Raw genomic sequence first — 25,593 nt, 5'->3', positions numbered from 1 at the left:
TATGTTACAATGTTGAAGGAAAGTAGGGATTGTCATGGGAAAAAACATACAAATAGCCATCGATGGGCCTGCTGGTGCAGGAAAAAGTACAATTGCAAAAATCGTGGCAGAACAATTAGGATTCACTTACATTGATACTGGAGCGATGTATCGAGCTGTTACGTATAAAGCGTTAAAAGAAAACATACAATTAAATGATGAAAAAAAACTAGAAGAAATGCTGCTAAAGACAAATATCGACTTAAAGCCATCTCCAAATGGACAACTTGTTTTCGTAGATGGAGAGGATGTGACAAAAAAAATTCGTTCCAATGAAGTCACAGCGAACGTTCCGCGAGTTGCATCTCTTGCAAAGGTTCGTGAAATCCTCGTTGCCAAACAAAAACAGTTGGCAAAAGACGGCGCAGTTGTCATGGATGGACGAGATATAGGAACTCATGTATTAAAAGAAGCAGAATTAAAAATTTTTATGTCTGCCTCCGTTGAAGAACGAGCAAAACGAAGATTGCTTGATAATAAAAAACGAGGCATTCCTTCTGACTATGAACAGCTAAAAGAGGAAATAGCGCTTCGCGATCAGCAAGATATGGAACGTAAAATATCGCCATTAGTTCAAGCAGAAGATGCCATTTATTTAGACACTACTCACTTATCGATTGAAGAAGTTGCAGAAAAAATTTTACATTTAGCGAAAGAAAAGATGGAATAATAGTCGTTTCTTTTCGCGTATGTTATTCATAATAAAGGAAATATTTAAACTATAAGGAAAAAATTTTGTGTTTAAATGCAATTTCTAATAAAATAGATATTGTAAGATGCGAAGGAGGGTTACATATGTCCGAGGAAATGAACTTAGGAGTTGGCCAAGAATTTCGTGAAGGAGACATTGTAAAAGGGACTGCTGCAAAAGTTGAAGACAAAGCAGTAACCGTTACAATAGAAGGTGCACCATTTGATGGGATTGTACCAATTAGTGAACTTTCTAGCTTGCACATTGAAAAAGCATCCGATGTGGTGTCTGTTGGCGATGAGCTAGAATTAATGATCACGAAAGTAGAAGAAGAAAACTTTGTTTTATCGAAACGTAAAGTAGATGCTTTAAAAGCTTGGGATAAATTAGAAGAGCTATACAAAAAGGGAGAAGTTTTTGAAGCAGAAGTAAAAGATGTTGTAAAAGGCGGTTTAGTAGTTGATTTAGGAGTACGAGGATTTGTACCAGCATCTTTAGTAGAAGATTATTTCGTAGAAGACTTTGAAGATTACAAAGGTAAAACGCTAACATTTAAAATTACAGAGTTAGATAAAGAAAAAGGAAGATTAATTTTATCTCACCGTGCAGTTGTAGAAGAAGAAAAAGCAAATAAAAAGAAAGAATTGCTAGAGAGCCTAAAGCCAGGAGACGTATTAAATGGTAAAGTTCAACGATTAGCTCCATTTGGTGCCTTCGTTGACATAGGTGGCGTTGACGGGCTTGTGCACATTTCACAAGTAGCCCATGAACATGTAGATGATATTAACACAGTTCTTCAAGAAGGGCAAGAAGTGAAAGTAAAAGTTTTATCTGTTGACCCGGAAAATGAAAGAATTTCTCTATCCATTAAAGAGACATTACCTGGTCCATGGGCAAACATTGCAGAACGTGTTTCAAAAGGTCAAGTATTGACTGGTACGGTGAAGCGTTTAGTGTCCTTCGGTGCCTTTGTTGAAGTGTTCCCAGGTGTTGAAGGGTTAGTTCATATTTCACAAATTTCTCATAAACACATCAATACCCCTCACGAAGTGTTGAAAGAAGGTCAAGAGGTTCAAGTGAAAGTGCTTGATGTTAATGAGCAAGAAAAGCGCTTATCACTAAGCATGAAAGAACTTGAAGAAAACCCAAAGCATCAAGAAGAATTTGATTATCAATTACCAGAAGAGACAACAGGATTCTCCATTAGTGATGTAATAGGGGAACAATTGAAAAAATTTACAGATCAATAAATTGTATTTCGAATAAAAATTGCGTGCTTTAAGGAGTGCGCTTTTTTTATGTCCATTTATGTCAAAAAATGATATATAATTGGATATCGTGTATAATACAAAGGATAAGAATTTGGAAGGATGAAGGACAGATGACAAAACCAGTAATCGCCATCGTAGGTCGTCCGAATGTAGGAAAATCAACAATTTTCAACCGAATTGTTGGTGAACGCATTTCCATTGTGGAAGATATACCTGGGGTGACCCGAGATCGCATCTACAGTTCGGCAGATTGGTTAAACCATGAATTTAATATTATTGATACAGGTGGAATTGATCTTGGAGATGAACCATTTTTAGAACAAATTCGTGCCCAAGCACAAATTGCCATGGAAGAGGCCGATGTGATTATTTTTATGACGAACGGTCGAGAAGGAGTAACTCTTCAAGATGAGCAAATCGCAAAAATGCTTTATAAAACAAAAAAACCAGTTGTACTGGCAGTCAATAAAATTGATAACCCAGACATGCGTGAATTAATATATGATTTTTATTCTTTAGGCTTTGGGGAGCCGATTCCAATTTCCGGTTCGCATGGATTAGGGATTGGGGATTTATTGGATGAATGTGCAAAATATTTCCCTAAAGAATATGAAGATGAATATTCAGACGATGTCATTAAGTTTTCATTAATTGGTAGACCAAATGTAGGAAAATCTTCATTAGTAAATGCAATTCTCGGAGAAGAGCGGGTAATCGTTAGTGATATCGCTGGAACTACTCGAGATGCAATCGACTCTCCTTATACGTATGACGGACAAGATTTTGTCATTATCGATACGGCTGGAATGCGGAAAAAAGGGAAAATATATGAAAGCACAGAAAAATATTCCGTATTAAGAGCATTAAGAGCGATTGAACGTTCAGATGTGGTGCTTGTCGTATTAAATGCAGAAGAGGGAATACAAGAGCAGGATAAAAAAATTGCAGGGTATGCTCATGAAGCGGGTAAAGGTATCGTCATTGTCGTGAACAAATGGGATGCCATTGAAAAAAATGAACGAACAATGAATGAATTTACCCAAACGATTCGCGATCAATTTTTATTTTTGGATTATGCTCCGATTGTGTTTGTTTCTGCTAAAACGAAACAAAGGTTGAGTCAAATTTTACCATTAGTGAAGCGGGTAAGTGAAAACCATGCAATGCGCATTCAATCTTCTTTATTAAATGATGTAATTGAAGATGCGATTGCAAGAAACCCAGCCCCTACAGATAAAGGAAAACGTTTACGCATTTATTACACGACACAAGTATCGGTTAAGCCACCTACATTTATCACTTTCGTAAACGATCCAGAGCTCATGCATTTCTCTTATCTTCGATTTTTGGAAAACCGCATTCGTGAAACCTTTGATTTTGAGGGAACGCCGATACGTATCATACCACGGGCACGTGAGTAAAAGAGTGAGGGATAAATAAAAATGAAAAAGGTAACAGTGTTAGGAGCAGGTTCATGGGGAACTGCCTTAGCAATGGTGTTGGCTGAAAATGGACACGATACATTAATTTGGAGCCACCGACATGAGCAAGCGAAAGAAATAAATGAACAACATACGAATGAAAAATATGTTTCGAATATACAACTACCTGAAAATTTAAGGGCAACAAGTGATTTGAAAGAAGCGGCAGAACATGGAGATATCATCATTTTTGCGGTGCCGACAAAAGCGATTCGTGAAGTAGCAGAAAACATTATGAATTATTTAAATAGAAAAGTATTAATTGTGCACGTATCAAAAGGGATAGAACCAGATTCTTTAAAACGCATCTCAGAAATTTTAGAGGAGTCTCTATCCCCGCATGTGATTGAAGATATCGTTGTATTATCAGGTCCTAGCCATGCGGAGGAAGTGGTGTTGCATCATCCAACAACGATTACTGCTGCTTGTACAAATCTCCGTTCCGCTGAAAAAATACAAGATTTGTTTATGAACCAGTATTTCCGTGTCTATACAAATACCGATGTAATCGGCGTTGAACTAGGTGGTGCATTGAAAAATGTAATTGCCTTAGCAGCAGGGATTTCCGATGGCCTAAACTATGGGGACAATGCAAAGGCAGCATTAATTACCCGAGGACTTGCGGAAATTGCTCGTTTAGGTGTGCGAATGGGAGGCAATCCCTTCACCTTTGCAGGATTAACTGGTATGGGCGATTTGATCGTTACTTGTACGAGCGTTCATTCGCGTAACTGGAAAGCGGGGAACATGCTTGGAAAGGGAATGAAGCTGGGGGAAGTATTAGAGAGCATGGGCATGGTCGTTGAAGGAGTTCGCACGACAAAAGCTGCTTACCAGCTTGCCAAAAAATACGATGTTCCGATGCCAATTACAACTGCATTGTTTGAAGTATTATTTAATGAAAAAGAACCGAAAGATGCTGTTGATGAGTTAATGAATCGCTTAAAGAAAAGAGAAATCGATTATTTACAATAAAAGGACAAGCATTTTCGTTGCATCAATGAGCGGGTATGAAAAAATTCAAAGTCGAGTTGAGTATCGGGAACTACAAATAATACCCGTTCATGTGCAATGAAAACGAACGCATGTGCGAAAGAGTGTTCATAGGCAAATATGTATACATACCGCTTCTTGAAAGGAGGAATTGCAATGAATCATCCATTATTAATGGATATAGATAAATTCGTACTTGGTGCTGCACGTGGTCCATTAGCGAACATGCACCCGATGGATGTCATGTGGGTTTCCTTTTACTCGATAGCTGCAATGATTTTATCCATTCTTATGATAACAGCAGCTCGCAAATGGGTGAATAATGCTATATTATCCTTTTTCATTAGACTGATTGCATTTATTATTTTTATATTTGGCACATTATTAATGGTTTTAGTAATCTTTACGTGGCCATCATAAATAAAGGGGTGAAAATCATGAAACAGAAACGGAAATTCATTTTTTTCATACTATTACTATCGACATCCCTTTTACTATCTGGATGTTTGTTTCCACAGGAAGAACGTGTTGAGAATCAAATACCTGATGAAGCTCAACTGATTGCTGTGCAAAATGCCATTGATCAATATCGAGCGGAAACAGGTGTGCTGCCGATAAAAAATAAAGATATGGATACAGATATATTTATTAAATATCCCATCGATTTCTCGAAATTGGTTCCAAAATATTTAGCGAATATCCCAGGGAATTCCTACGAAAAAGGTGGCATATTCCAATATATTATTTGGGACCCGGAAAACAATCCAACTGTAAAATTAGTAGACTTACGTTCAGCAGAAACGATTCGAGATCTAAATATTCGCCTTCTCTCAACAAAATACATGCCTTATAAAGACAGAATTGCGGATTATGTATATTCAATAGATTTTAAGAAATTAGGCTTTGCTAAAGAACTAACTGTGCCAAGTCCATATTCTAATAATCATTTACCATTAGTTGCTTCAACAGAAGGACAAGCCTATGTAGACTACTCCATCGATTTAGCTCAGTTTATAAGAGAAAATCATTTGAAGCCTGAGCCAGGAGAAGATATTCGTATGTTGCTTGTGGAAGCTTATCCAGTAGTACCGGCCTATTCACTGCCATATACTGTGAACGAGAATAATGAACCGATATTTATGTTTGATCCAATAAAAAAATAAAAAAATTTAAGCCTTGTACGACTTTTCGTGCAAGGTTTTTCATATCTTAAGTATATAATTCATAGATTGAAGTACGTAAAGGAGGAACTACAATAGGCGAACAAATCTTTCAACAAATAGCAGAAAGAACAAATGGTGATGTATATATTGGGGTTGTAGGGCCTGTGAGGGTTGGTAAATCCACTTTTGTGAAAAAAATGATGGAGTCAATCGTCCTACCAAACATCGTGGATGAAGAAGAACGGAAAAGAGCACTGGACGAGCTACCACAAAGTTCACCTGGCCCAGTCATTATGACTGCAGAACCAAAATTTGTTCCTGCTCATGGTACAGAAATTTGTATTGGGGAAAGTGAAATACCTTTCCGGATTCGTTTTGCTGATTGTGTTGGTTATGTCATTGATGGTGTAAAAGGGTATGAAGATGAAAATGGACCAAAGTATGTGCACACACCATGGAACACTGAAGCTATTCCATTCCAAGAAGCAGCTCGAATCGGAACAGATAAGGTGATCCGCGACCATGCAAACATCGGTGTAGTTGTAACGACAGACGGCACTGTTAATGGGATTTCACGAGAAGCTGCACAAGTGGCGGAAGAACAAATTGTTGAACAATTGCAGGAAATCGGTAAGCCATTCGTCATCATTTTAAACAGCCAATATCCAAACAATCAAAATACGCAAAAGTTGCGCAATGAATTGCTCTCCCGTTATAACGTTCCTGTCATTGCAATAGCTATTGATCAAATGACGTTAAATGATATGGAATTTATTTTAGAAGAAGCTTTGTATGAATTCCCTGTGGAAGATATTGAAGTGGAAAAACCTGATTGGCTTGATGTATTAGAACCGACTCATCACGTCAATGCAACGCTTTCAGAAGCAGTTGGAAATGTGCTGAATTCTGTAATGAAAATTCGCGATGTCCATAATGCGGTAGAAGATTTAAGAGAAATTGATTTTATTGAAAGCTGCGAAATTGAAAGAGTTGATGCAGGACTTGGTGTGGCAACGGTGCGCATCACATTAAAACCGGAAATTTATAAGGCGGTTTGCAATGAATTTTTAGATGCGCCCATTGACACGAAAAAAGATTGGCTGCTCTTCATTAAAGAGGCACAAGAAGCGAAAAAAGCACAAAAACGCTTCCGAGATGCGATTGAAGAAGCGACAATCAATGGCTATGGTGTAACGCTTCCGACGATGGAAGAGTTTGAGCCTAGTGAGCCAGAAATAATTAAACAAAATAATTTCTACGGTGTTCGCATGAAGGCGAAAGCTCCATCTTACCATATCATACGTGTCGATATGGAATCTGAGTTCTCGCCATTAATTGGGTCAGAATTCCACAGCCAACAGTTATTGAAAGACTTGCAGTATGCATATAAACATGATCGAGAAGCGTTATGGCAAACTCAATTGTTTGGAACGCCACTGCATGAAGTGTTGACGGAAGGAATTCGATTCAAAATGAATGCTGTGCCGCCAAGTGCGAAGAAAAGAATGCGTCAAACAATTGAAAGAATGGTGAATGAAGGAGAAAAAGGACTCATTACGTTTATTATTTAAAAAAAGTGAGATAATAAAAATAATGGAATTTTATTAGAAGGACTTTTTGTCATAATAGACGAAAAGTCCTTTTCATTATCCAGAGTGCCAAAAACTCAATTTTTCTTGGACAAACATGAATAAATACAGTTGCACCGCTTATTTCTATATGTTACTCTTTTTACATGATTTAGCTTTTTTAACCCTTTGAGAGGAGGTGAACAGTGTGAACAAAACAGAATTAATAAACTCTGTTGCTGAAGCTGCAGGTCTTTCTAAGAAAGATGCTTCTAAAGCAGTAGATGCAGTATTTGATACAATTCAAAACACTCTTGCAAAGGGTGACAAAGTGCAATTAATCGGTTTTGGAAACTTCGAAGTTCGTGAACGTGCTGCACGTAAAGGTCGTAACCCTCAAACGGGGGAAGAAATTGAAATTGCTGCAAGCAAAGTGCCAGCATTTAAACCAGGAAAAGCACTTAAAGAAGCTGTAAAATAATAGCTTCTTTAAAATTACATAGAGCAGTCGTCATGAATATGATGACTGCTCTTTTTACATATTATAATATTAATAAAAGATAAATCAATTCTACCATTGGAGCAAAAAAGCAACACATATAAGAGTACAATTTGAGTGAAAGCCTTTTGCGATTCACGTCTGTATGTGCTACGATTCATTTTGACAGTGTTGTGCTTTGTCGATTTAGGAGGAACATATATGTCAAATGTTGATTTAAAAAAAATAGAAGAAGCTGTAAAAATGATTTTAGAGGCCGTAGGTGAAGACGTTAATCGTGAAGGACTCATCGATACACCAAAACGCGTTTCAAAAATGTATGAAGAAATGTTTAAAGGGCTTAATGAAGATCCGCGAATTTATTTTGAAACGGTCTTCCATGAAAACCATGATGAGCTTGTTCTTGTGAAGGATATTCCTTTTTATTCGATGTGTGAACATCATTTAGTTCCTTTTTACGGAAAAGCTCATGTTGCATACATACCTCAAGATGGCCGAGTTGCTGGTTTAAGCAAAATCGGTCGATTAGTGGAATCCGTAAGTCACAGGCCTCAATTACAAGAACGAATTACAACAACCATTGCAGATATTTTAATGGAAAAATTAGAACCGCAAGGCGTTTTTGTATTGATTGAAGCTGAACATATGTGTATGACGATGAGAGGATTAAAAAAACCTGGGACAAAAACAGTGACTTCATGTGCAAGAGGAATTTATGAAGTAGATGATGTAAAACGACAAGAAGTGATTTCATTTATTCAAATGTCTTAATTAACAAAATAGATTGTGATATGATAACAAAGAATATGTAAATGTGAGGGAGAAGTATGAACCAATCTGATTATGTCGTAATTGAAGCAGAAGAAGATGGCGTACATGTAATTGGGTTAACTCGTGGTGAAGATACGAAATTTCATCATTCAGAAAAATTAGATGCCGGAGAAGTGATGATAGCTCAATTTACTGAACATACGTCGGCCATGAAAATTCGTGGAAAAGCGAAAATCTATACATCGCATGGAATCATTGAAAGCCAATCAAAAAAATAAACCGCTCATTATGATGACGACTGTAATAAGTGCAGTAGATTGTGCTTACATTGGAATGGAGTAATACCTATGGATGCAACATATATAAAAAACCATATTGAACAATTAAAAAAAGATATTTATCGTTATGTGCAACATAAAACACTTCTGAAATATACTGGAAATCCATTGGTGGATGAAAATCAATTATTTTACATGCTGTTGCCATTTTTTAATGGAGACCATTGGGATGATGAAAAATATGAAGGAATCATTACTGTCGGAATTGTACAAGCATCTTTAGCGGAACATGGTCTCATCAACGAGTATGATGCAACATCGAAAGAGCAGCAGCTAACAGTTCTGTCCGGCGATTATTACAGTGGTCGTTATTATGAAATATTAGCAAATTCAGGTAATATTTCTTTGATACGTCAACTTTCTGAAAGTGTTGTATTAAGATCTGAACATGAAATTCGAGTATATGAACCGAGACAATACGCCATCGATGATTGGTTAGATAGTATAACGGTTATTGAAACAGAATGTATTAGCAGATTTTATCAACTTTACAATTACGATCAATATTTAAATATAATGCAAATCAATTTATTGATTCTACGATTACAAAATGAACTATTAAACTATAGAGAAGGTAATAGTTCGCTCCTTTTACAAAAAATGATAGAAAGCTTTGTACCCGTTGATCATTTGAATTTTGAACAATACCTTCTGAAAAAATTGGATGTTCTTATTCAACAATTGCAAGAATTGTTACGTATCTCTTCTATCAAAGCTGAACTTAAACAATATATTGCAGAACGGTTGATTAGATAGAGTGAAGAAAGGTTATGAAAAAGATGGAAAAATCCAAAGAAGAACGCGTCCATGAAGTGTTTGAGAAAATTTACGAAAACTACGACAAAATGAATTCGGTGATTAGTTTTAAGCTTCATGTCAAATGGCGTGAAGATATTATGAAACGCATGAATGTAAAACCGGGATCTACATGTTTAGATGTTTGTTGTGGCACAGCTGATTGGACAGTTGCATTAGCACAGGCAACAGGTGAAAATGGAGTTGTTAAAGGGCTTGATTTTAGCAAAAATATGCTAAAAGTTGGAGCTGAGAAAGTAAAGCCGTATCCTCATGTGGAGTTAATACATGGGAATGCAATGGAACTACCTTTTGAAGATAACACTTTTGACTATGTCACAATCGGTTTTGGTTTACGAAATGTACCGGATTATATGCAAGTATTAAGGGAAATGCATCGTGTATTAAAACCTGGTGGGATGGCTGTTTGTTTAGATACTTCTCAACCAGAAATGCCTGGATATAAACAATTGTTTCGTTTTTATTTCAGATATATTATGCCGCTTTTCGGGAAAATTTTTGCGAAAAGTTATGAAGAGTATTCATGGTTACAAGAATCCGCAAGCACTTTCCCAGGGATGAAAAAGCTTGCAAAAATGTTTGAAGAAGCCGGCTTTGTAAACGTCACATACAAAAGTTATAGTGGTGGTGCAGCAGCAATGCATATGGGATTTAAGAAAGAAGTTTAGGGAGAGGTTCGCGAGTGGAAAAGATGAAGTTAAAAATGATCTATTCCGATTTAAAACCGGATATAGAAATCATCGAAAATGAATTAGAAAAAGCACTTTATTCAACGTCGCATGTATTAAATGATGCCTCTCTCCACCTTTTACGTGCGGGCGGAAAAAGAATTCGCCCACTTTTTGTTTTAATGAGTGCAAAATTTGGTCATTATAATATCGACAGAATGAAATATGCTGCTGTACCTCTCGAATTAATTCATATGGGTTCCCTTGTCCACGATGATGTAATCGATCATTCCGATATGAGAAGAGGGCGTCCTACCGTTCGTTCTCAATGGAACAATCGAGTTGCAATGCATACTGGTAATTTTATTTTCGGTAGAGCAATTCAATATGTATCCCAAATTAAAGATCCGAAGGCGCATCAAATTTTAGCAAGAACGATGGTTGAAATTTGTAATGGTGAAGTCATTCAAATTGAAGATAAGTTTCGACTAAATCAAAACTTAAAAGATTATTTCCGTCGAATAAAAAGAAAAACGGCACTTCTTATTGAATCCAGTTGTGAAGTGGGAGCAGTAGTAGCAAATGTTGATCCTGCTGTTACAATGCGGTTAAAGAGATTCGGTTATTATGTGGGTATGAGTTATCAAATCGTGGATGACGTGTTGGATTTCGTATCAACGGATAAACAACTTGGAAAACCTGCAGGCAGTGATTTATTGCAGGGAAACATTACTTTGCCTATATTGCTCATGAAAGATCATCCCAAAATTATCCAATTTATTGAGCGGGCTTCAAAAGGAATTGTGACAGAAGAGGAACGGTTAGAAATGCTTCAAATTGTACGCAATTCTGATTCAATTCAAGAAGCCTTGAAAGTAAGCGATCAATATTTAGCGAAAGCAATGAAAGAAGTAGAGCAATTACCAGAACATCCAACAAAGAAAAAACTAAGAGATATTGCATTGTTTATCGGTAAACGTAAGTTTTAAAAAATATATCTATTTCTAATATTGATAGTTGAAGCTTGAGCTTGATTTTGGTAACATTTAGCGGTAGGTAATAAAGCTTAATTGAGATTTAAGGAGTTGTTTAACTTATGGCAATTGAAAGAACATTTCTTATGGTAAAACCTGATGGTGTAAAACGCCAAGTAGTAGGAGACATTATTGACCGTTTTGAGCGTCGTGGATTTGTAATGCGCGGAGCAAAGTTAATGAATGTTCCACGTGAATTAGCTGAAAAACACTATGAAGAGCATAAGGATAAACCATTCTTTGGTGAATTGGTAGATTTCATCACTTCTGGACCAGTATTTGCAATGGTTTGGGAAGGAGAAAATATTATTAAGTTAGCTCGTGTGATGATGGGCGCTACAAAACCTGAAGAAGCACAACCAGGTACAATTCGCGGCGATTATGCGGTAACAATTTCTGAAAACGTTATCCATGGTTCCGATTCACCAGCATCTGCTGAACGTGAAATCAATTTATGGTTCAACAATGAAATCGTTTAATACACTGTAAATTTGCTATCCCACAGCAATTGTGCTGTTGGGATAGTTTTTTATTAATATGATATTGCAAAAGGTTAGTCAATAGAAAATTTTTGCAGAAACCGTAAATTTTGATAATATGAATATAATAAGCATAAGACTGTGTCTTCTTTTTTACACAAGCAAAGGGTATAACACGAGTATCGATACAATGCAAAGGCAAGGAATAACCTTTAAGGACGAACATGCGGAAAGCATTCGCCTGTAGTGAAATTCGAAAGTAGAAAAAATACTAACTACGAACAAATTTAATACTGCTTTAGAAATTTACTTTTTGAACTTTTACATATTTCAGAAAAGAAAAATTTTGTATATAATAAGTGTACGTCATTAGAGGGGATCGATAACTATGACAGACTACGAACTGTTTATTAATGGTATAAAAAAATTAACAGGTATTGATTTATCGCTATATAAAGAAGCACAAATGAAACGCCGTTTAACATCCCTTTATGAAAAAAAAGGCTTTAAAGATTTTGTTGATTTTTTGCACGGGGTTGAAAAAGATCGAGATTTATTGAATGAATTCCTAGATCGAATGACGATTAATGTTTCAGAATTTTATCGTAATGGGAAACGGTGGGAAGTACTTCAACATAAAATTTTTCCAAAACTGCTTGAAAAAAATAACCGTTTGAAAATTTGGAGTGCTGCCTGTTCAACAGGCGAGGAACCGTACACAATTTCCATGGTGCTCTCTAACCATGTACCATTATCTTACATAAAAGTATTAGCTACTGATATAGATGAAAACTGTCTTCAAAAAGCAAAGCTGGGCATTTATCCTGATCGTTCCTTAGCAGAAGTTCCTGCGGCTATAAAAGCAAAATATTTTATTGAAGAAGGGCAGTTTTATCGTGTAAAAGATGAAATTAAAAATACTGTAACATTTAAAAAGCACAATTTATTAAGTGACCCATATGAGAAAAACTTTGATTTAATCGTTTGTCGCAATGTTATGATTTATTTCACTGAAGAGGCAAAGGATCATATTTATAAAGAATTTAGCAATTCTTTACGACCAGGTGGCATTTTGTTTGTCGGATCTACTGAGCAAATATTCAATCCTGCTCGTTATGGTTTTGAAGTGGAAGATACGTTTTTTTACCGAAAAATATGAGATTGAAAAAAAGATTGGGCGCTTTTCGACTTGTGCGAAAAGCGTATTATATTTTCGTTAAATTCTATATTATATTAAAATTATGTATTCACAATGTTTTTTTACTAGCTTTATGTTATATTAAAAAATACATACTTTAACGAGTTGAAGGGAGAAAGTGTTTGATGAGATATTTAACTGCTGGGGAATCCCACGGTCCACAATTAACGACAATTATTGAAGGGTTGCCGTCCCTTTTACCAATAACTGCAGAACAAATTAATTACGATTTAAAACGACGACAAGGTGGTCACGGTCGCGGACGCCGTATGCAAATTGAAAAAGATACTGTTGAAATAGTTGGAGGAGTTCGTCACGGAAAAACATTAGGTTCACCTGTTGCATTAGTGGTAAAAAATGATGACTGGAAACATTGGACAAAAATTATGGGAATTGAACCTCTTCCAGAAGATGTAGATCCTTCAGAAATTAAGCGTCAAATTTCCCGACCTCGACCTGGACATGCTGATTTAGTCGGCGGAATTAAATATGGTCATCGTGACTTGCGAAATGTGTTAGAGCGTTCGAGCGCTAGAGAAACGACTGTGCGAGTGGCTGTTGGTTCCGTTGCAAAAGCTCTATTAAAAGAATTAGGTATTTCCATCGTAGGACATGTTACTGAAATTTACGGCATTAAAGCAGATACATCAAAAGTTGCAGGCAAATCAGCAGATGAAATTCGCCAAATTGTTGAAAACGATCCTTGCTATTCAGTGGACCCAGAAGCTTCTGCGAAAATGGTAGAAGCAATTGATGAGGCGAAAAAAGCAGGAGATTCCATCGGTGGTGTTGTCGAAATCATTGTGGAAGGTATGCCGCCGGGAGTAGGATCTTACGTTCATTATGACCGTAAATTAGATGGTAAATTGGCGCAAGCGATGTTATCCATCAATGCGTTTAAAGGGGTTGAGTTTGGTATCGGCTTTGAAATGGCTCGTCGTAGAGGCTCTGAAGTTCATGATGAGATCGTTTGGGATGAAAAACAAGGCTATCATCGTCGTACAAACCGTTTAGGCGGCCTTGAAGGTGGCATGTCTACAGGAATGCCAATCATTGTACGCGGTGTAATGAAACCAATTCCTACACTTTACAAACCTCTTGAAAGTGTTGATATCGAAACGAAAGAACCATTTAAAGCAAGTGTGGAGCGTTCCGATGCTTGTGCAGTACCAGCTGCATCTGTTGTAGCTGAATGCGTCATCGCTTGGGAAATTGCCAAGGCGATTGTCGAACAGTTCCATAGCGATCAATTACCACAATTAAAAGCACAAATTGAAGAAGCACGTAAATTGGCGAAGGAGTTTTAATGATGCGAATCCCAGTAAATACCCAAAGCCATTCCTACGAAGTGTTCATCGGAAGCGGTATATTATGTACCGCTTGCGATTCATTAAAAGAGAAAATTGAAAAAGCAGATAAACTCGTCGTATTTACCGATGAGAATGTTTGGCAAGCACAACAACAATATTTTAAAGAAAACTTCCCTTATCCTTTCGAAGTGTTTGTGATGCCAGGTGGGGAATCTTGTAAAAGTTTTCAAAATTTCGAAGATGCCCACACTTTTTTAATTGAAAAACATTGCTCGCGCCAATCCTTTTTATTTGCCTTTGGTGGAGGAGCAGTTGGTGATTTGACTGGGTTTGTAGCAGCAACATTCATGCGTGGAATCCCATACATTCAAATTCCAACGACCATTTTAGCTCACGATTCAGCCGTTGGAGGAAAAACGGCAATTAACCACCCGCTAGGCAAAAACTTAGTTGGAGCATTTTATCAACCGGAAGCGGTCATTTATGATATCAACTTTTTAGATAGTTTACCAACAAAAGAGATTCGTTCAGGAATGGCTGAAGTAATTAAACACGCGCTGATTTCAGATGAAAAATGGTTAACACAATTGATGCAAACACCATCAATTACGAAAATTGACAAAACAGCTTTAGCAAACCACTTGAAATCAGGCATCGAAGTAAAGGCGAAAATCGTAGGGCAAGATGAAACTGAACAATCTGTCCGAAAATATTTAAATTTGGGGCATACATATGGTCATGCTATTGAAGCAGCAGCTGGTTATGGCGGCCTTGCCCATGGAGAAGCGGTCATGATTGGGATGGTGTATGCACTTCTCTTGAGCGAACGATACGGTCAAATTTCTAGAGAATTTACGATTGATTTTCTAAAGTTTGCATATCGAAACGACTATCCATTCGAACAAGTAAAGAGATTCTCTTTTGAAGAATTATATGGATATTTAATGAAAGATAAAAAGATTGAATATGGCAAATTAAAATTTGTTTTATTACAGGAAATCGGCCAACCATTCGTAAGAGAAATTGGGGAATCGGAATGTAGAGAAGTAGATAGAGAGCTTCGCTATCTGCTAGAGGAGGTATGTAAATGATTCGCGGCATACGTGGAGCGATAACGATTGAATCAAATACGCCCGATGCGATTTATAGTGAAACGGAAAGATTAGTGTTAGAAATGGCGAGAGTTAACAATATCGTTCCAGAAGATATTGCTTCGGTGATTGTCACGACAACACCGGATATTAACGCCGCATTCCCAGCAAAGGCCGTGCGTTCAATTGATGGGTGGAAATATGTACCAACGATGTGTACCCACGAAATGGATGTTCCTGGATCTTTGCCTTTATGTATTCGAGTGTTAATGCATGTGAATACATCCGTACCTCAACAAGAAATACGCCACGTTTATTTAAATGATGCGGTGAAACTAAGACCAGATTTAGTCAATGAAAATCGATAAAAAGGAGCGTCAATCATGAAATTTAAAAAACAAATTTACGGTATGAAAGCTTACCAACCAGGTAAACCCATTGAGGAGGTACAAAGAGAATTTGGTTTAAAGGAAGTTGTTAAGCTTGCTTCAAATGAAAATCCTTTTGGCTGCTCTCCTAAAGTGAAAGATTTTATTGTAAATAATGGAATGAATTTTGCCATTTATCCGGATGGTTATGCGCAAGAACTTCGTACAGCAGTGAGTCAACATCTTGGTGTAGAAGAATCACAATTGCTATTTGGAAACGGTTCAGATGATATAATCGCAATCATTACGCGGGCACTCCTTTATCCTGGTGTTAATACAGTCATGGCAGATCCATCTTTCTCTCAATACAGTCATAATGCAGAAGTTGAAGGAGCAGAAGTTCGAAAAGTGCCATTGAAAGATGGTAAGCATGATTTAGAAAAAATGTTAGAAGCAATTGATGAAAACACGTCAATTGTATGGGTATGTAATCCAAATAACCCAACAGGAACTATTGTATCGGATGAGGAATTAAGCTCCTTTATAGAGAAAGTACCAAGTGATGTACTAATCGTATTAGATGAAGCTTATTTTGAATATATAACAGATCCTGCTTATAAAGATACGTTGCATTACGTAGAGGAATATCCGAATGTATTAATCATGCGTACATTCTCTAAGGCATACGGATTAGCTGCCTTCCGAATCGGATATGCAATCGGTCAATCGAAATTGATTGCCGCATTAGACCCAGTGCGTGCACCTTTCAACAACACGGCATTAAGTCAAAAAGTAGCGATTGTTGCATTGGAAGATCAACAATTTATTCAAGAAACAGTGGAACAAACGGAAAAAGGTAAACAGCAATATGTTGAATTTTGCAACAAACATGGACTTAAATATTACCCATCACAAACAAACTTTATTTTATTTGAAGTAAAAACAGACAGTGATGTGATCTTCCAAGAAATGATGAAACGCGGATTTATTATTCGAAGTGGGAATGCCTTAGGCACACCTGGATTCATTCGAGTTTCTATCGGTACAGAAGAACAAAACCGAAAGTTTTTATCACTTCTTGAACAGGTATTAAAGGAGCAAGGAGTATTGGCATGACCCGTAATGTGTTAATCATAGGATTAGGCTTAATTGGGGGCTCTTTGGCATTAGCTCTACAAAAAGCTCCCAAAACAAAAGTAGTTGGCTATGATCTTTCTGAAAAAACGAGAAATCTTGCAGAAACTTTAAATATTGTTCATGAAGTGGTGGAGGATGTAGAGGAAGCGGCTAAAAATGCGGACTTTATCATTTTTGGAACACCGGTAAACGCAACGCTACAATGGATGGATGAATTGAAGCACTGGTCGTTAAAGCAACATGTTATTATTACCGACACAGGAAGTACAAAAGGGTTAATTATGAAGAAAGCTGAAGAGCTAAGAGAACAAGGAATTACATTTATTGGCGGACATCCAATGGCTGGTTCCCATAAAAGCGGCATCACGGCTGCAAAACCCTACCTTTTTGAAAATGCGTACTATATTTTAACTCCTTTTGACGATGAAGATGGAAATAATCTTATCGCTCTAGAACAGTTGTTAAAATATACGTTAGCAAAATTAGTGAAAATCAATGCGGAAGAACATGATCATATGACGGCGGTAGTCAGCCACTTTCCTCACATCGTAGCTGCTTCCCTTGTTCACCAGTTAAATGAGGAAAATAAAAGATTTCCAATGACGAGTATGCTTGCCGCAGGTGGTTTTCGCGATATTACTCGAATTGCATCATCGAACCCGATGATTTGGAGAGACATTACATTGCAAAATCGAGAAGAGCTCATCGGGCAAATGGATGCTTGGATTGATGAAATGCAACGAGTAAAGAAAATATTACTGGAAAATGATGATGAATCTGTTGAAGAGTATTTTAGAAAAGCGAAAGATGTTCGTGATGCATTGCCAATTTCAACAGGGGCATTCTATACTACATACGATTTATACGTAGATATTCCAGACTATCCTGGTGTAATTTCCGAAATTACTGGCTACCTAGCAGACGAAAATATCAGTATTACAAATATCCGAGTAGTCGAAACGAGAGAAGACATATTTGGTATTTTGGTGATTAGTTTCCAAAATGAAAAAGATCGAGAAAAAGCAATGAAATGCATTCGTTCACATACGAACTTTGAAATGCACGTTTCTTAACTCGTATGTGGAAAGGGGGAATAAAATTGACTTCAAGAGTATTAGTTTATAATAAACCACGGTTAGAAGGCATTATTACCGTACCGGGTGATAAATCAATTTCACATCGTGCGGTAATGTTTGGAGCTATTGCGGAAGGAAAAACAACTGTTACAGGTTTTCTCCCCGGTGAAGATTGTCTAAGCACGATTGATTGTTTCCGAAAACTCGGTGTTGATATTCAAGTGGATGGTACAAATGTTGAAATCAATAGTCCAGGAATGGACGGTTGGCAAGAACCGAAAGAAGTATTATATACAGGCAATTCAGGTACGACAACAAGATTAATGTTGGGCATCCTTGCAGGGACAAACTTCCATAGTGTGATGACTGGTGATGCCTCTATTGGAAAGCGTCCTATGGGTCGCGTCACGAATCCATTGAAACAAATGGGAGCAAAAATCAATGGACGTGAAAATGGACAATATACGCCACTTGCCATTCAAGGAACAGCATTAAAAGCTATCGATTATACGATGCCTGTTGCCAGCGCTCAAGTGAAGTCTGCGATATTGTTAGCTGGACTTAGAGCAGACGGTACTACGATTGTACGGGAAAAAGAGATTACTCGGGATCATACAGAACGCATGCTACAACAATTTGGTGCAAAGATTGACGTAAAGGATGGCGTTATATCCTTAGAAGGCAGTCAACGACTTCATGGAACGCATGTAGATGTGCCGGGCGACATTTCATCTGCGGCCTTTTTCTTAGTAGCTGGTGCGATTGTTCCAAATAGTGAAATCGTTCTGAAAAATGTCGGCATTAATCCTACAAGGGCTGGCATTATTGAAGTCTTGCAGCAAATGGGAGCAAATGTAGCGGTTGATCAAGAGTTATCCGATGCAGCAGAACCAACAGCAACGATTACGATTAGGACGTCCAATTTAAAAGGGACAACGATAGAAGGGGATATTATTCCGCGTCTTATCGATGAAATTCCAATAATTGCGCTACTGGCTACTCAAGCGGAAGGAACGACAATTATTCGCGATGCAGAAGAATTAAAAGTGAAGGAAACAGATCGCATCACTGCAGTCGTAACAGAGTTGAAGAAACTTGGCGCAGATATTACAGCCACGGATGATGGCATGATTATTAATGGTCCAACAAGTTTAAAAGGAGCGAAATTAAGCACATACGGCGACCATCGAATCGGGATGATGGCAGCAATTGCCTCATTAATTACTGACTCTTCAATTGAAATTGATGATGCAGATTGTATTGCCGTTTCCTATCCAACATTTTTTGAGCATCTTGATTTACTATTAAAATAATTGATAAAAAAGGTTCATCTATTAGTGATGAACCTTTTTTCTTGTCTATTGAAAATTAGTTTTGTAGCATATTAATAGATAAAGAAAGTAAAGGTGAGCAAATTGAATAACATCACAAAGGACTTAATCGAAGCAATTGAAGAAGGAGAAATAGAACGCATTGATGCCCTATTAGAGACATTTTTTCTTAACGAAACACCAGAAGTTCAATATGAAATTAGTGATTTGTTTTTGCAATATGGGTATATACAGCATGCAAAACGAGTGCTGGAACATTTACGTTTCATCTTTCCTGATGAAGCACAAATTGCAATCGACTACGCTTCCGTATTAATTGAGCTTGGTGAGGAAGAAGAAGCGCTCAATATTTTAACTAGCATTGAAGAGAGCGCACCAGAGTATCCCCAATGCTTGCTAATTCTTGCTGATTACTATCAAATGCAAGGGTTGTATGAAGTGGCGGAACAACGGATCAACGAAGCGTTGGAAATACTTCCCGATGAACCGCTAATTCAATTTGCAAGAGCGGAGTTATTATTTGAAATTGGACGTTTTACAGAAGCTGCACGAATTTACGAAGACTTGCATAAACAAGAAAAAACCATTGCAGGTGTATTACTGGCAGAAAGGCTTGCAGAAGTATACCGTGCAGGCGGCGGATATGAAACGGCCCTTGATTATTACATGGAAGCATTGGAAGAGAAAGTAACTGCTGATTTGTTATACGGCAGTGCTTATAGCGCTTTCCAATGCGAAAAATATGAAACGGCTATCAGGCAATTAGAAGATTTAAAAGAACTAGATCCAGATTACTTTAGCAGTTATCTATTACTTGCCCAAAGTTATGCCATGTTAGAGGATAATAAAAAAGCATATAGTGTAATAAAAGAAGGAATTAAACGAGATGAATATGAAAAATCCTTCTATTTATTTGCAGGTAAAATGGCATTAAAAAATAACCTTCCCGAAGAATCCATTGAGCATTTGCAAAAAGCTATTGCTCTAGACCCTGAATATATGGAAGCAATCCTTGTACTAATGTCTATTTACCATCAAATGGAACGCTATGATGAAATTATTGAGCTGTATGAAAATTTACAAAAGGAACAGTTTGAGTGGATTTCGCTATATCCTTTCATTGCGGATGCTTATGCAAAAAATGAAGAGTACACACGAGCATACGAAATTTATAAAGCAGCATATAATGAATTAAAGGATGATACATTTTTTCTAGAAAACTATTGTTATTTCCTTATTGAAGATGGTAAACGAGATGAAGCGAAAGAAGTAGTACAACGATTAATTGAGTTACAACCTGCAGAAGTACAGTGGTTAGATTTGCTTGAGAGTCTAGAATAGGGGAGGGACACTCATGACTTCTTCCGTACCAATTGTAGACAAAAAGAATTTTGTGCGATGGTTTTTAAAAAATTTCCAATTGAAGCGACGAGAATGTGTATGGATATTAAATTATTTGCTTAGTAATGATCAGTTGCTTGAAAATATTCATTTTGTAGAAGAAGCTCATTATTGTCCGAGAGCGATTGTAATGTCGAGTGTTGATTCAAATGGTGTGCCGTTCAGATTTTACAAAGGCAACATTATGACAAGTGATGCTGAAAAATCCTTTCATGATTTAAGACTTTATCCAAATGAAGATATGTACATTCAGCTAAACTTTCCGAATGTGCCACCTAACCAATTGTATTTGGCAGTATTGGAAGAAAATCCGTATATGCCAAAATACTTGCATATTAATGAAAAAGACCGGTTAATTGCAGAAGAAATACTGAATACGAGCATGCTAACGTTCCAAGAAGAGAAATTATTAAAAGAAATAGATGAAGCGCTTGACCAAGGAGATAAAGAAAAGTTTTTAGAACTTTCGAATCTATTACAAGTATTAAAAGAAACTTCGAAACATCACTAGCGAAATTCAGTCGAAAGAGACGCTCTTTTCGACTGGATTTTTTATTTTCATCATCTTTTTCCAATAGAGTGGTGTATAATGATTTATGATTGATGAAAAAATGTTTATTTGGAGGAAATAAAAATGTATTTTCAAGTAAAAGATGTCCAACAATATCAACAGAACAAAGAATTTATTGATACTGCAATCGTTCCACTAGTTTATTTAGATTTTGCTGAGGACAAGATGGTAAAAAGTAGCTCGGATGTAGAGTTTTTAATGTCGCTTACATCCTTTATTGAACAGCAATTTAAAGGCCGCTTAATGTTAATTCCTCCATTTTCTTATACAGAAAGCACAAGAAGCGAGCAGGTTGTCCCAATCTTGAAAAAAAATATACAAGAAGGAGGATTTAAACACGTCATCTTTATCACTTGCGATCATTATTGGACAAACCTTCAAAAAGAAGTGGATGTTATTTGGTTGCCTGCAATACCAATTGAATCGATGGACAAAGATGTGAAGAAACGAATTTTAGAAGAACAATTAAAACAAGTAATCCCAGTTCTGACATCTAAGTGGACTCAACAGTAGAAATTATTTCAATAATTGTTCACATTCTAAATAAATACGAGATATTGCAATATTGACCTGCCTATTTTATTGATATATCATAGATATGTCCTAGTTTATACTATTATTATTATGTCTGTTGGACTGACCTTAAGTTAGAGGGGGGAAAAAGATGGTTAATAAAAAGGTTTCAAGACGTCAATTTCTTAACTACACTTTAACTGGTGTTGGTGGATTTATGGCGGCAGGTATGCTAATGCCAATGTTACGCTTTGCAATTGATCCAGCTTTACAAGTTAAAGCTGAAGGCGATTTTATACTAACTAGCCAAAAAATTGCTGACTTAACTGATGTTCCCGTACGAGTTGACTTTACTTATGAACAAGTAGACGCTTGGTATAAGTCTGAAGTTTCGGAAATGGCTTGGGTTTACAAAGAAGGAGATCGAATCATAGCTCTTTCACCTGTTTGTAAACACTTAGGTTGTACGGTTAACTGGGAAGGTGACCGCCCAAATGAATACTTCTGTGCTTGTCATGGTGGACGTTATGAAAAGAATGGTAAAAACATTCCAGGTACACCACCAACAGGTCCGTTAGATGAGTATGAAGTATCTGAAAAAGATGGTTATTTAATGCTTGGGAAGAAAATACCAAACACATTAGTTTAATTAGTTAGGGGGTACAACACAAGTGCTAAATAAATTATATGATTGGGTCGATGAACGTTTAGATATCACCCCAATTTGGCGTGATATTGCCGACCATGAAGTGCCAGAGCACGTAAACCCTGCACATCACTTCTCTGCATTCGTCTACTGTTTCGGAGGACTTACATTCTTCATTACGGTTATTCAAATTTTATCTGGTATGTTCTTAACAATGTATTATGTACCAGACGTAGAGAATGCATGGAAATCAGTATACTACTTGCAAAACGAAGTAGCATTTGGTGAGATTGTGCGCGGTATGCACCACTGGGGAGCTTCATTAGTTATCGTAATGATGTTCTTACATACGCTTCGTGTATTCTTCACAGGTTCTTATAAGAAACCTCGTGAATTAAACTGGATTGTAGGGGTATTAATCTTCTGTGTTATGTTAGGTCTTGGATTCACAGGATACCTACTACCTTGGGACATGAAAGCGTTGTTTGCTACAAAAGTAGGTCTTGAAATTGCGGGTTCTGTACCATTTATTGGTGAACTAATCAAAATCTTACTTGCTGGTGATGCTACAATCATCGGTGCTCAAACATTAACTCGTTTCTTCGCTATTCACGTATTCTTCTTGCCAGCAGCTTTATTTGCGTTGCTTGCAGTTCACTTTATTATGATTCGTCGTCAAGGTATTTCAGGACCACTATGATTTAAGTTTTAGAGTTGTTATTCAAAAGGAGGGGACAACATGCATCGCGGAAAAGGAATGAAATTCGTCGGCGACTCTCGCGTTAAGGCCTCAAACCGAATGCCGAATAAGCCGAAAGATTATTCCGAATATCCAGGTAAAACAGAAGCCTTCTGGCCAGACTTCTTATTAAAAGAATGGATGGTTGGTTCTGTTTTCCTTATCGGTTATTTGCTATTAACAGTCGCTCACCCATCACCATTAGAGCGTCCAGCTGATCCAACTGATACAGGTTATATTCCATTACCAGACTGGTATTTCTTATTCTTATATCAATTATTAAAATATTCATTTGCTTCTGGTGACTATAACGTTATTGGTGCAATTGTTATGCCAGGACTTGCTGTTGCAGCATTATTATTAATGCCTTGGTTAGATAAAGGTCCTGAGCGTCGTCCATCAAAACGACCAATTCCAACTGCAATTATGTTATTGGTAGTAGCTTCAATGTTCTATTTAACATGGGAGTCTGTTGTAAACCATGACTGGGAAGCTTCAAAAGCTCAAGGTCAAATTACACCAAAAGATTTAGGACTAGTACCAGATATTGAAATTGATGAGAATTCTGAAGGCTATCAAATCTTCCAATCTCAACAAACTTGTGTTGCTTGTCACGGCGGTGATTTAACAGGTGTTGGTTCAAACCCTATGTTATTAGGTAATGAACTAACAGCTGAAGAAGTTGAAGAAGTAATTCGAAATGGCCGTGGTGCAATGCCTCCAGGACAATTCTCTGGTACGGATGAAGAATTAAAAACATTAGCAGAATTTATTGCGTCATTAAAAGAAGAATAATGTTTTTGAAGGGAGTTAGTTATTATGCTAGCTCCTTTTTTCTTTATGGCTTATGTATATAAAATTCGAAAATAATTCACAATCTGCTGTCATATTTGGTATTATTACTTATGAAAAATAATAACCATATATTCCTATTTTTTCAAAAAGGAGAAACACAATGAAAACCTTATTGCCGCAGTTTACGTACGTGTTGCAACATCGTACCTTTTTAACTTTGTTATTCATTGTTAATTTCTTAGGTACCATCTACGGATACATTTGGTATATTCCTCAACTTTCAAGAACGGCACCACAATTTCTCATTTTTGTACCGGATAGCCCTACTGCGAGCTTATTTTTCTGTTTAGCTATTATAGGCTGGTTATTGGGCACGAACTTTAAATTAATTGAAGCCCTTGCATTAATAACGTTAGTGAAATACGGTATATGGGCAGTAGTGATGAATATACTAACATTGATGGAGATAGGTTCAATTGGGGTTGCAGGATGGATGTTGGTAGTTTCTCATGGTATGATGGCAGTAGAAGGAATTCTATATATGCAGAAATACCGCTTTACAAACATTCATATTGCCATAGCTGCTATCTGGACTTTGCATAATGATGTCATCGATTATGTATATGGACAAATGCCAACGTACAGCAGTTTATACAAATATGCCAACCATATTGGATATTTCACATTTTGGTTATCAATTGTCTGTATAGCTATTTCCTATTATTCTTTAAAGAAGCGTAATTATTTGCATATAATTTAAAAAATAATTAGAATAAAAAGTAAGATGAACAGTAGGAAAGGGGACTAAAGTCAACAGGATGTATATTCTATACTTTCTAATCATTTTATTATTACCAATTTATGCACAATTTAAAGTTCGAAACACTTATAAACGTTTTTCAAGTGTACATGCGTCAAAAGGCTTAACAGGTGCTCAAGTAGCGCGAATGATTTTAGATAGTCATGGACTTTATGATGTTCGCGTCGTTCCAACACAAGGTGTTTTATCCGATCACTATAACCCGATGACAAAAACTGTGGCATTATCTGAAGATAACTATCATAATGATTCATTGGCTGCAATTGCAGTAGCTGCCCACGAATGCGGACACGCTGTTCAACATAAAGAAGCATACTCTTTTTTAACTTTACGTTCAAAACTTGTACCAGTTGCAAACTTCTCATCTAGTTTATCTTGGATTTTTGTACTAATCGGTATTATTTCGTACAGTGCCAATATGCTTTTATTAGGTATTATTTTACTTGGTGCCGGCGTATTGTTCCAACTTGTAACATTACCAGTGGAATTTGATGCGTCGAAACGCGCTATGAATGAAGTCATTCAATTAGGAATTATTAACAATGATGAAGAACGTGGTGCAAGAAAAGTATTAAGTGCAGCAGCATTAACTTATGTTGCAGCAGCTGCAGTGGCTGTACTAGAACTATTGCGTTTAATTTTAATATTTACAAATATGAGTTCTAATGAAGATTAATGAACTGTAAAGAGCGAGTTGGTCAAATGCCAATTCGCTTTTTTCCTTTTTAGAAGAATAATTAGTTGGAATATACGGGTGACAAAGATTCCATTTAACTTGAACAAATA

Annotated in this window: 29 protein-coding genes; all 29 read left to right on the top strand. The window is 36.8% G+C overall.

The window, feature by feature from the left end; genetic code table 11:
- Window positions 1–34 precede the first annotated feature (34 nt).
- The 29 genes from cmk to NSU17_RS01850 all read left to right on the top strand — a co-directional run bounded on the left by cmk (window position 35) and on the right by NSU17_RS01850 (window position 25,483).
- Entirely contained in the window at window positions 35–709 is a 675-nt protein-coding gene (cmk, locus tag NSU17_RS01990; protein ID WP_340704145.1) for a (d)CMP kinase, read from the top strand.
- 125 nt (window positions 710–834) lie between these two features.
- Window positions 835–1,980, top strand: a complete 1,146-nt coding sequence (gene rpsA, locus NSU17_RS01985; RefSeq protein ID WP_016836946.1) for a 30S ribosomal protein S1 — start codon at window positions 835–837, stop codon at window positions 1,978–1,980.
- Between the two features lie 131 nt (window positions 1,981–2,111).
- Window positions 2,112–3,422 (top strand): ribosome biogenesis GTPase Der, encoded by a 1,311-nt coding sequence (gene der / locus NSU17_RS01980; protein WP_016836947.1) that lies wholly within the window; start codon window positions 2,112–2,114, stop codon window positions 3,420–3,422.
- Between the two features lie 21 nt (window positions 3,423–3,443).
- Window positions 3,444–4,457, top strand: coding sequence for an NAD(P)H-dependent glycerol-3-phosphate dehydrogenase (locus tag NSU17_RS01975; RefSeq protein WP_339288723.1), 1,014 nt, complete (start codon window positions 3,444–3,446; stop codon window positions 4,455–4,457).
- Between the two features lie 174 nt (window positions 4,458–4,631).
- Window positions 4,632–4,895: a DUF2768 domain-containing protein gene (locus NSU17_RS01970; protein ID WP_340704144.1), complete on the top strand. Its 264-nt coding sequence runs from the start codon at window positions 4,632–4,634 to the stop codon at window positions 4,893–4,895.
- Between the two features lie 17 nt (window positions 4,896–4,912).
- Complete coding sequence (locus NSU17_RS01965) at window positions 4,913–5,638, top strand: hypothetical protein (RefSeq protein WP_096550811.1); 726 nt, start codon at window positions 4,913–4,915, stop codon at window positions 5,636–5,638.
- Window positions 5,639–5,730: 92 nt separating this feature from the next.
- Window positions 5,731–7,209, top strand: a complete 1,479-nt coding sequence (gene spoIVA, locus NSU17_RS01960; RefSeq protein ID WP_340705470.1) for a stage IV sporulation protein A — start codon at window positions 5,731–5,733, stop codon at window positions 7,207–7,209.
- A gap of 205 nt (window positions 7,210–7,414) precedes the next feature.
- A complete protein-coding gene (locus NSU17_RS01955; protein ID WP_340704143.1) occupies window positions 7,415–7,687 on the top strand; it encodes an HU family DNA-binding protein in 273 nt (90 codons plus the stop codon).
- Between the two features lie 219 nt (window positions 7,688–7,906).
- Window positions 7,907–8,476, top strand: coding sequence for a GTP cyclohydrolase I FolE (folE, locus tag NSU17_RS01950; RefSeq protein ID WP_096550813.1), 570 nt, complete (start codon window positions 7,907–7,909; stop codon window positions 8,474–8,476).
- Window positions 8,477–8,532: 56 nt separating this feature from the next.
- A complete protein-coding gene (gene mtrB, locus NSU17_RS01945; protein ID WP_016836954.1) occupies window positions 8,533–8,754 on the top strand; it encodes a trp RNA-binding attenuation protein MtrB in 222 nt (73 codons plus the stop codon).
- 69 nt (window positions 8,755–8,823) lie between these two features.
- Window positions 8,824–9,570 carry a heptaprenyl diphosphate synthase component 1 gene (locus tag NSU17_RS01940; protein WP_016836955.1) on the top strand — a complete coding sequence of 249 codons (747 nt, stop codon included), beginning with the start codon at window positions 8,824–8,826 and terminating at the stop codon, window positions 9,568–9,570.
- A gap of 23 nt (window positions 9,571–9,593) precedes the next feature.
- A complete protein-coding gene (locus NSU17_RS01935) occupies window positions 9,594–10,298 on the top strand; it encodes a demethylmenaquinone methyltransferase (protein WP_339289565.1) in 705 nt (234 codons plus the stop codon).
- Window positions 10,299–10,312: 14 nt separating this feature from the next.
- On the top strand, window positions 10,313–11,287 hold the full coding sequence (gene hepT / locus NSU17_RS01930) for a heptaprenyl diphosphate synthase component II (protein ID WP_016836957.1): 975 nt from the start codon (window positions 10,313–10,315) through the stop codon (window positions 11,285–11,287).
- Window positions 11,288–11,394: 107 nt separating this feature from the next.
- On the top strand, window positions 11,395–11,811 hold the full coding sequence (ndk, locus tag NSU17_RS01925; protein WP_016836958.1) for a nucleoside-diphosphate kinase: 417 nt from the start codon (window positions 11,395–11,397) through the stop codon (window positions 11,809–11,811).
- 388 nt (window positions 11,812–12,199) lie between these two features.
- Window positions 12,200–12,970: a CheR family methyltransferase gene (locus NSU17_RS01920; RefSeq protein WP_096550816.1), complete on the top strand. Its 771-nt coding sequence runs from the start codon at window positions 12,200–12,202 to the stop codon at window positions 12,968–12,970.
- A gap of 164 nt (window positions 12,971–13,134) precedes the next feature.
- Window positions 13,135–14,316, top strand: a complete 1,182-nt coding sequence (aroC, locus tag NSU17_RS01915; protein ID WP_340705469.1) for a chorismate synthase — start codon at window positions 13,135–13,137, stop codon at window positions 14,314–14,316.
- 2 nt (window positions 14,317–14,318) lie between these two features.
- A complete protein-coding gene (gene aroB, locus NSU17_RS01910; RefSeq protein WP_340704142.1) occupies window positions 14,319–15,410 on the top strand; it encodes a 3-dehydroquinate synthase in 1,092 nt (363 codons plus the stop codon).
- Window positions 15,407–15,778 (top strand): chorismate mutase, encoded by a 372-nt coding sequence (aroH, locus tag NSU17_RS01905; protein ID WP_096550819.1) that lies wholly within the window; start codon window positions 15,407–15,409, stop codon window positions 15,776–15,778. The genes aroB and aroH overlap by 4 nt, the downstream gene beginning before the upstream one ends.
- 15 nt (window positions 15,779–15,793) lie before the next feature.
- The gene (hisC, locus tag NSU17_RS01900; RefSeq protein WP_340432845.1) at window positions 15,794–16,894 is read left to right on the top strand and encodes a histidinol-phosphate transaminase; all 1,101 of its coding nucleotides are present in this window, start codon (window positions 15,794–15,796) and stop codon (window positions 16,892–16,894) included.
- Window positions 16,891–17,988: a prephenate dehydrogenase gene (locus tag NSU17_RS01895; protein WP_340704141.1), complete on the top strand. Its 1,098-nt coding sequence runs from the start codon at window positions 16,891–16,893 to the stop codon at window positions 17,986–17,988. Before hisC ends, NSU17_RS01895 begins: the two co-directional genes overlap by 4 nt.
- Before the next feature lie 26 nt (window positions 17,989–18,014).
- Window positions 18,015–19,304, top strand: a complete 1,290-nt coding sequence (aroA, locus tag NSU17_RS01890) for a 3-phosphoshikimate 1-carboxyvinyltransferase (RefSeq protein WP_172597859.1) — start codon at window positions 18,015–18,017, stop codon at window positions 19,302–19,304.
- 102 nt (window positions 19,305–19,406) lie between these two features.
- Window positions 19,407–20,663 carry a tetratricopeptide repeat protein gene (locus NSU17_RS01885; protein ID WP_340704140.1) on the top strand — a complete coding sequence of 419 codons (1,257 nt, stop codon included), beginning with the start codon at window positions 19,407–19,409 and terminating at the stop codon, window positions 20,661–20,663.
- A 13-nt stretch (window positions 20,664–20,676) separates the two neighbouring features.
- On the top strand, window positions 20,677–21,234 hold the full coding sequence (locus NSU17_RS01880) for a ReoY family proteolytic degradation factor (protein WP_340704139.1): 558 nt from the start codon (window positions 20,677–20,679) through the stop codon (window positions 21,232–21,234).
- Between the two features lie 123 nt (window positions 21,235–21,357).
- On the top strand, window positions 21,358–21,807 hold the full coding sequence (locus tag NSU17_RS01875) for a YpiF family protein (protein ID WP_016836970.1): 450 nt from the start codon (window positions 21,358–21,360) through the stop codon (window positions 21,805–21,807).
- A gap of 151 nt (window positions 21,808–21,958) precedes the next feature.
- On the top strand, window positions 21,959–22,456 hold the full coding sequence (locus tag NSU17_RS01870) for a QcrA and Rieske domain-containing protein (RefSeq protein WP_340704138.1): 498 nt from the start codon (window positions 21,959–21,961) through the stop codon (window positions 22,454–22,456).
- Between the two features lie 22 nt (window positions 22,457–22,478).
- Window positions 22,479–23,153: a menaquinol-cytochrome c reductase cytochrome b subunit gene (gene qcrB, locus NSU17_RS01865; RefSeq protein ID WP_016836972.1), complete on the top strand. Its 675-nt coding sequence runs from the start codon at window positions 22,479–22,481 to the stop codon at window positions 23,151–23,153.
- 39 nt (window positions 23,154–23,192) lie between these two features.
- Window positions 23,193–23,987, top strand: coding sequence for a menaquinol-cytochrome c reductase cytochrome b/c subunit (locus NSU17_RS01860; protein ID WP_340704137.1), 795 nt, complete (start codon window positions 23,193–23,195; stop codon window positions 23,985–23,987).
- A 160-nt stretch (window positions 23,988–24,147) separates the two neighbouring features.
- Complete coding sequence (locus NSU17_RS01855; protein ID WP_016836974.1) at window positions 24,148–24,747, top strand: DUF1405 domain-containing protein; 600 nt, start codon at window positions 24,148–24,150, stop codon at window positions 24,745–24,747.
- Window positions 24,748–24,805: 58 nt separating this feature from the next.
- A complete protein-coding gene (locus NSU17_RS01850; RefSeq protein WP_016836975.1) occupies window positions 24,806–25,483 on the top strand; it encodes a zinc metallopeptidase in 678 nt (225 codons plus the stop codon).
- Window positions 25,484–25,593: the final 110 nt, after the last annotated feature.

Source organism: Ureibacillus sp. FSL K6-2830 (assembly GCF_038004145.1).
GTDB classification, from domain to species: Bacteria; Bacillota; Bacilli; order Bacillales_A; family Planococcaceae; genus Ureibacillus; species Ureibacillus thermosphaericus.
This window is presented reverse-complemented; position numbering and strand designations above follow the sequence as displayed.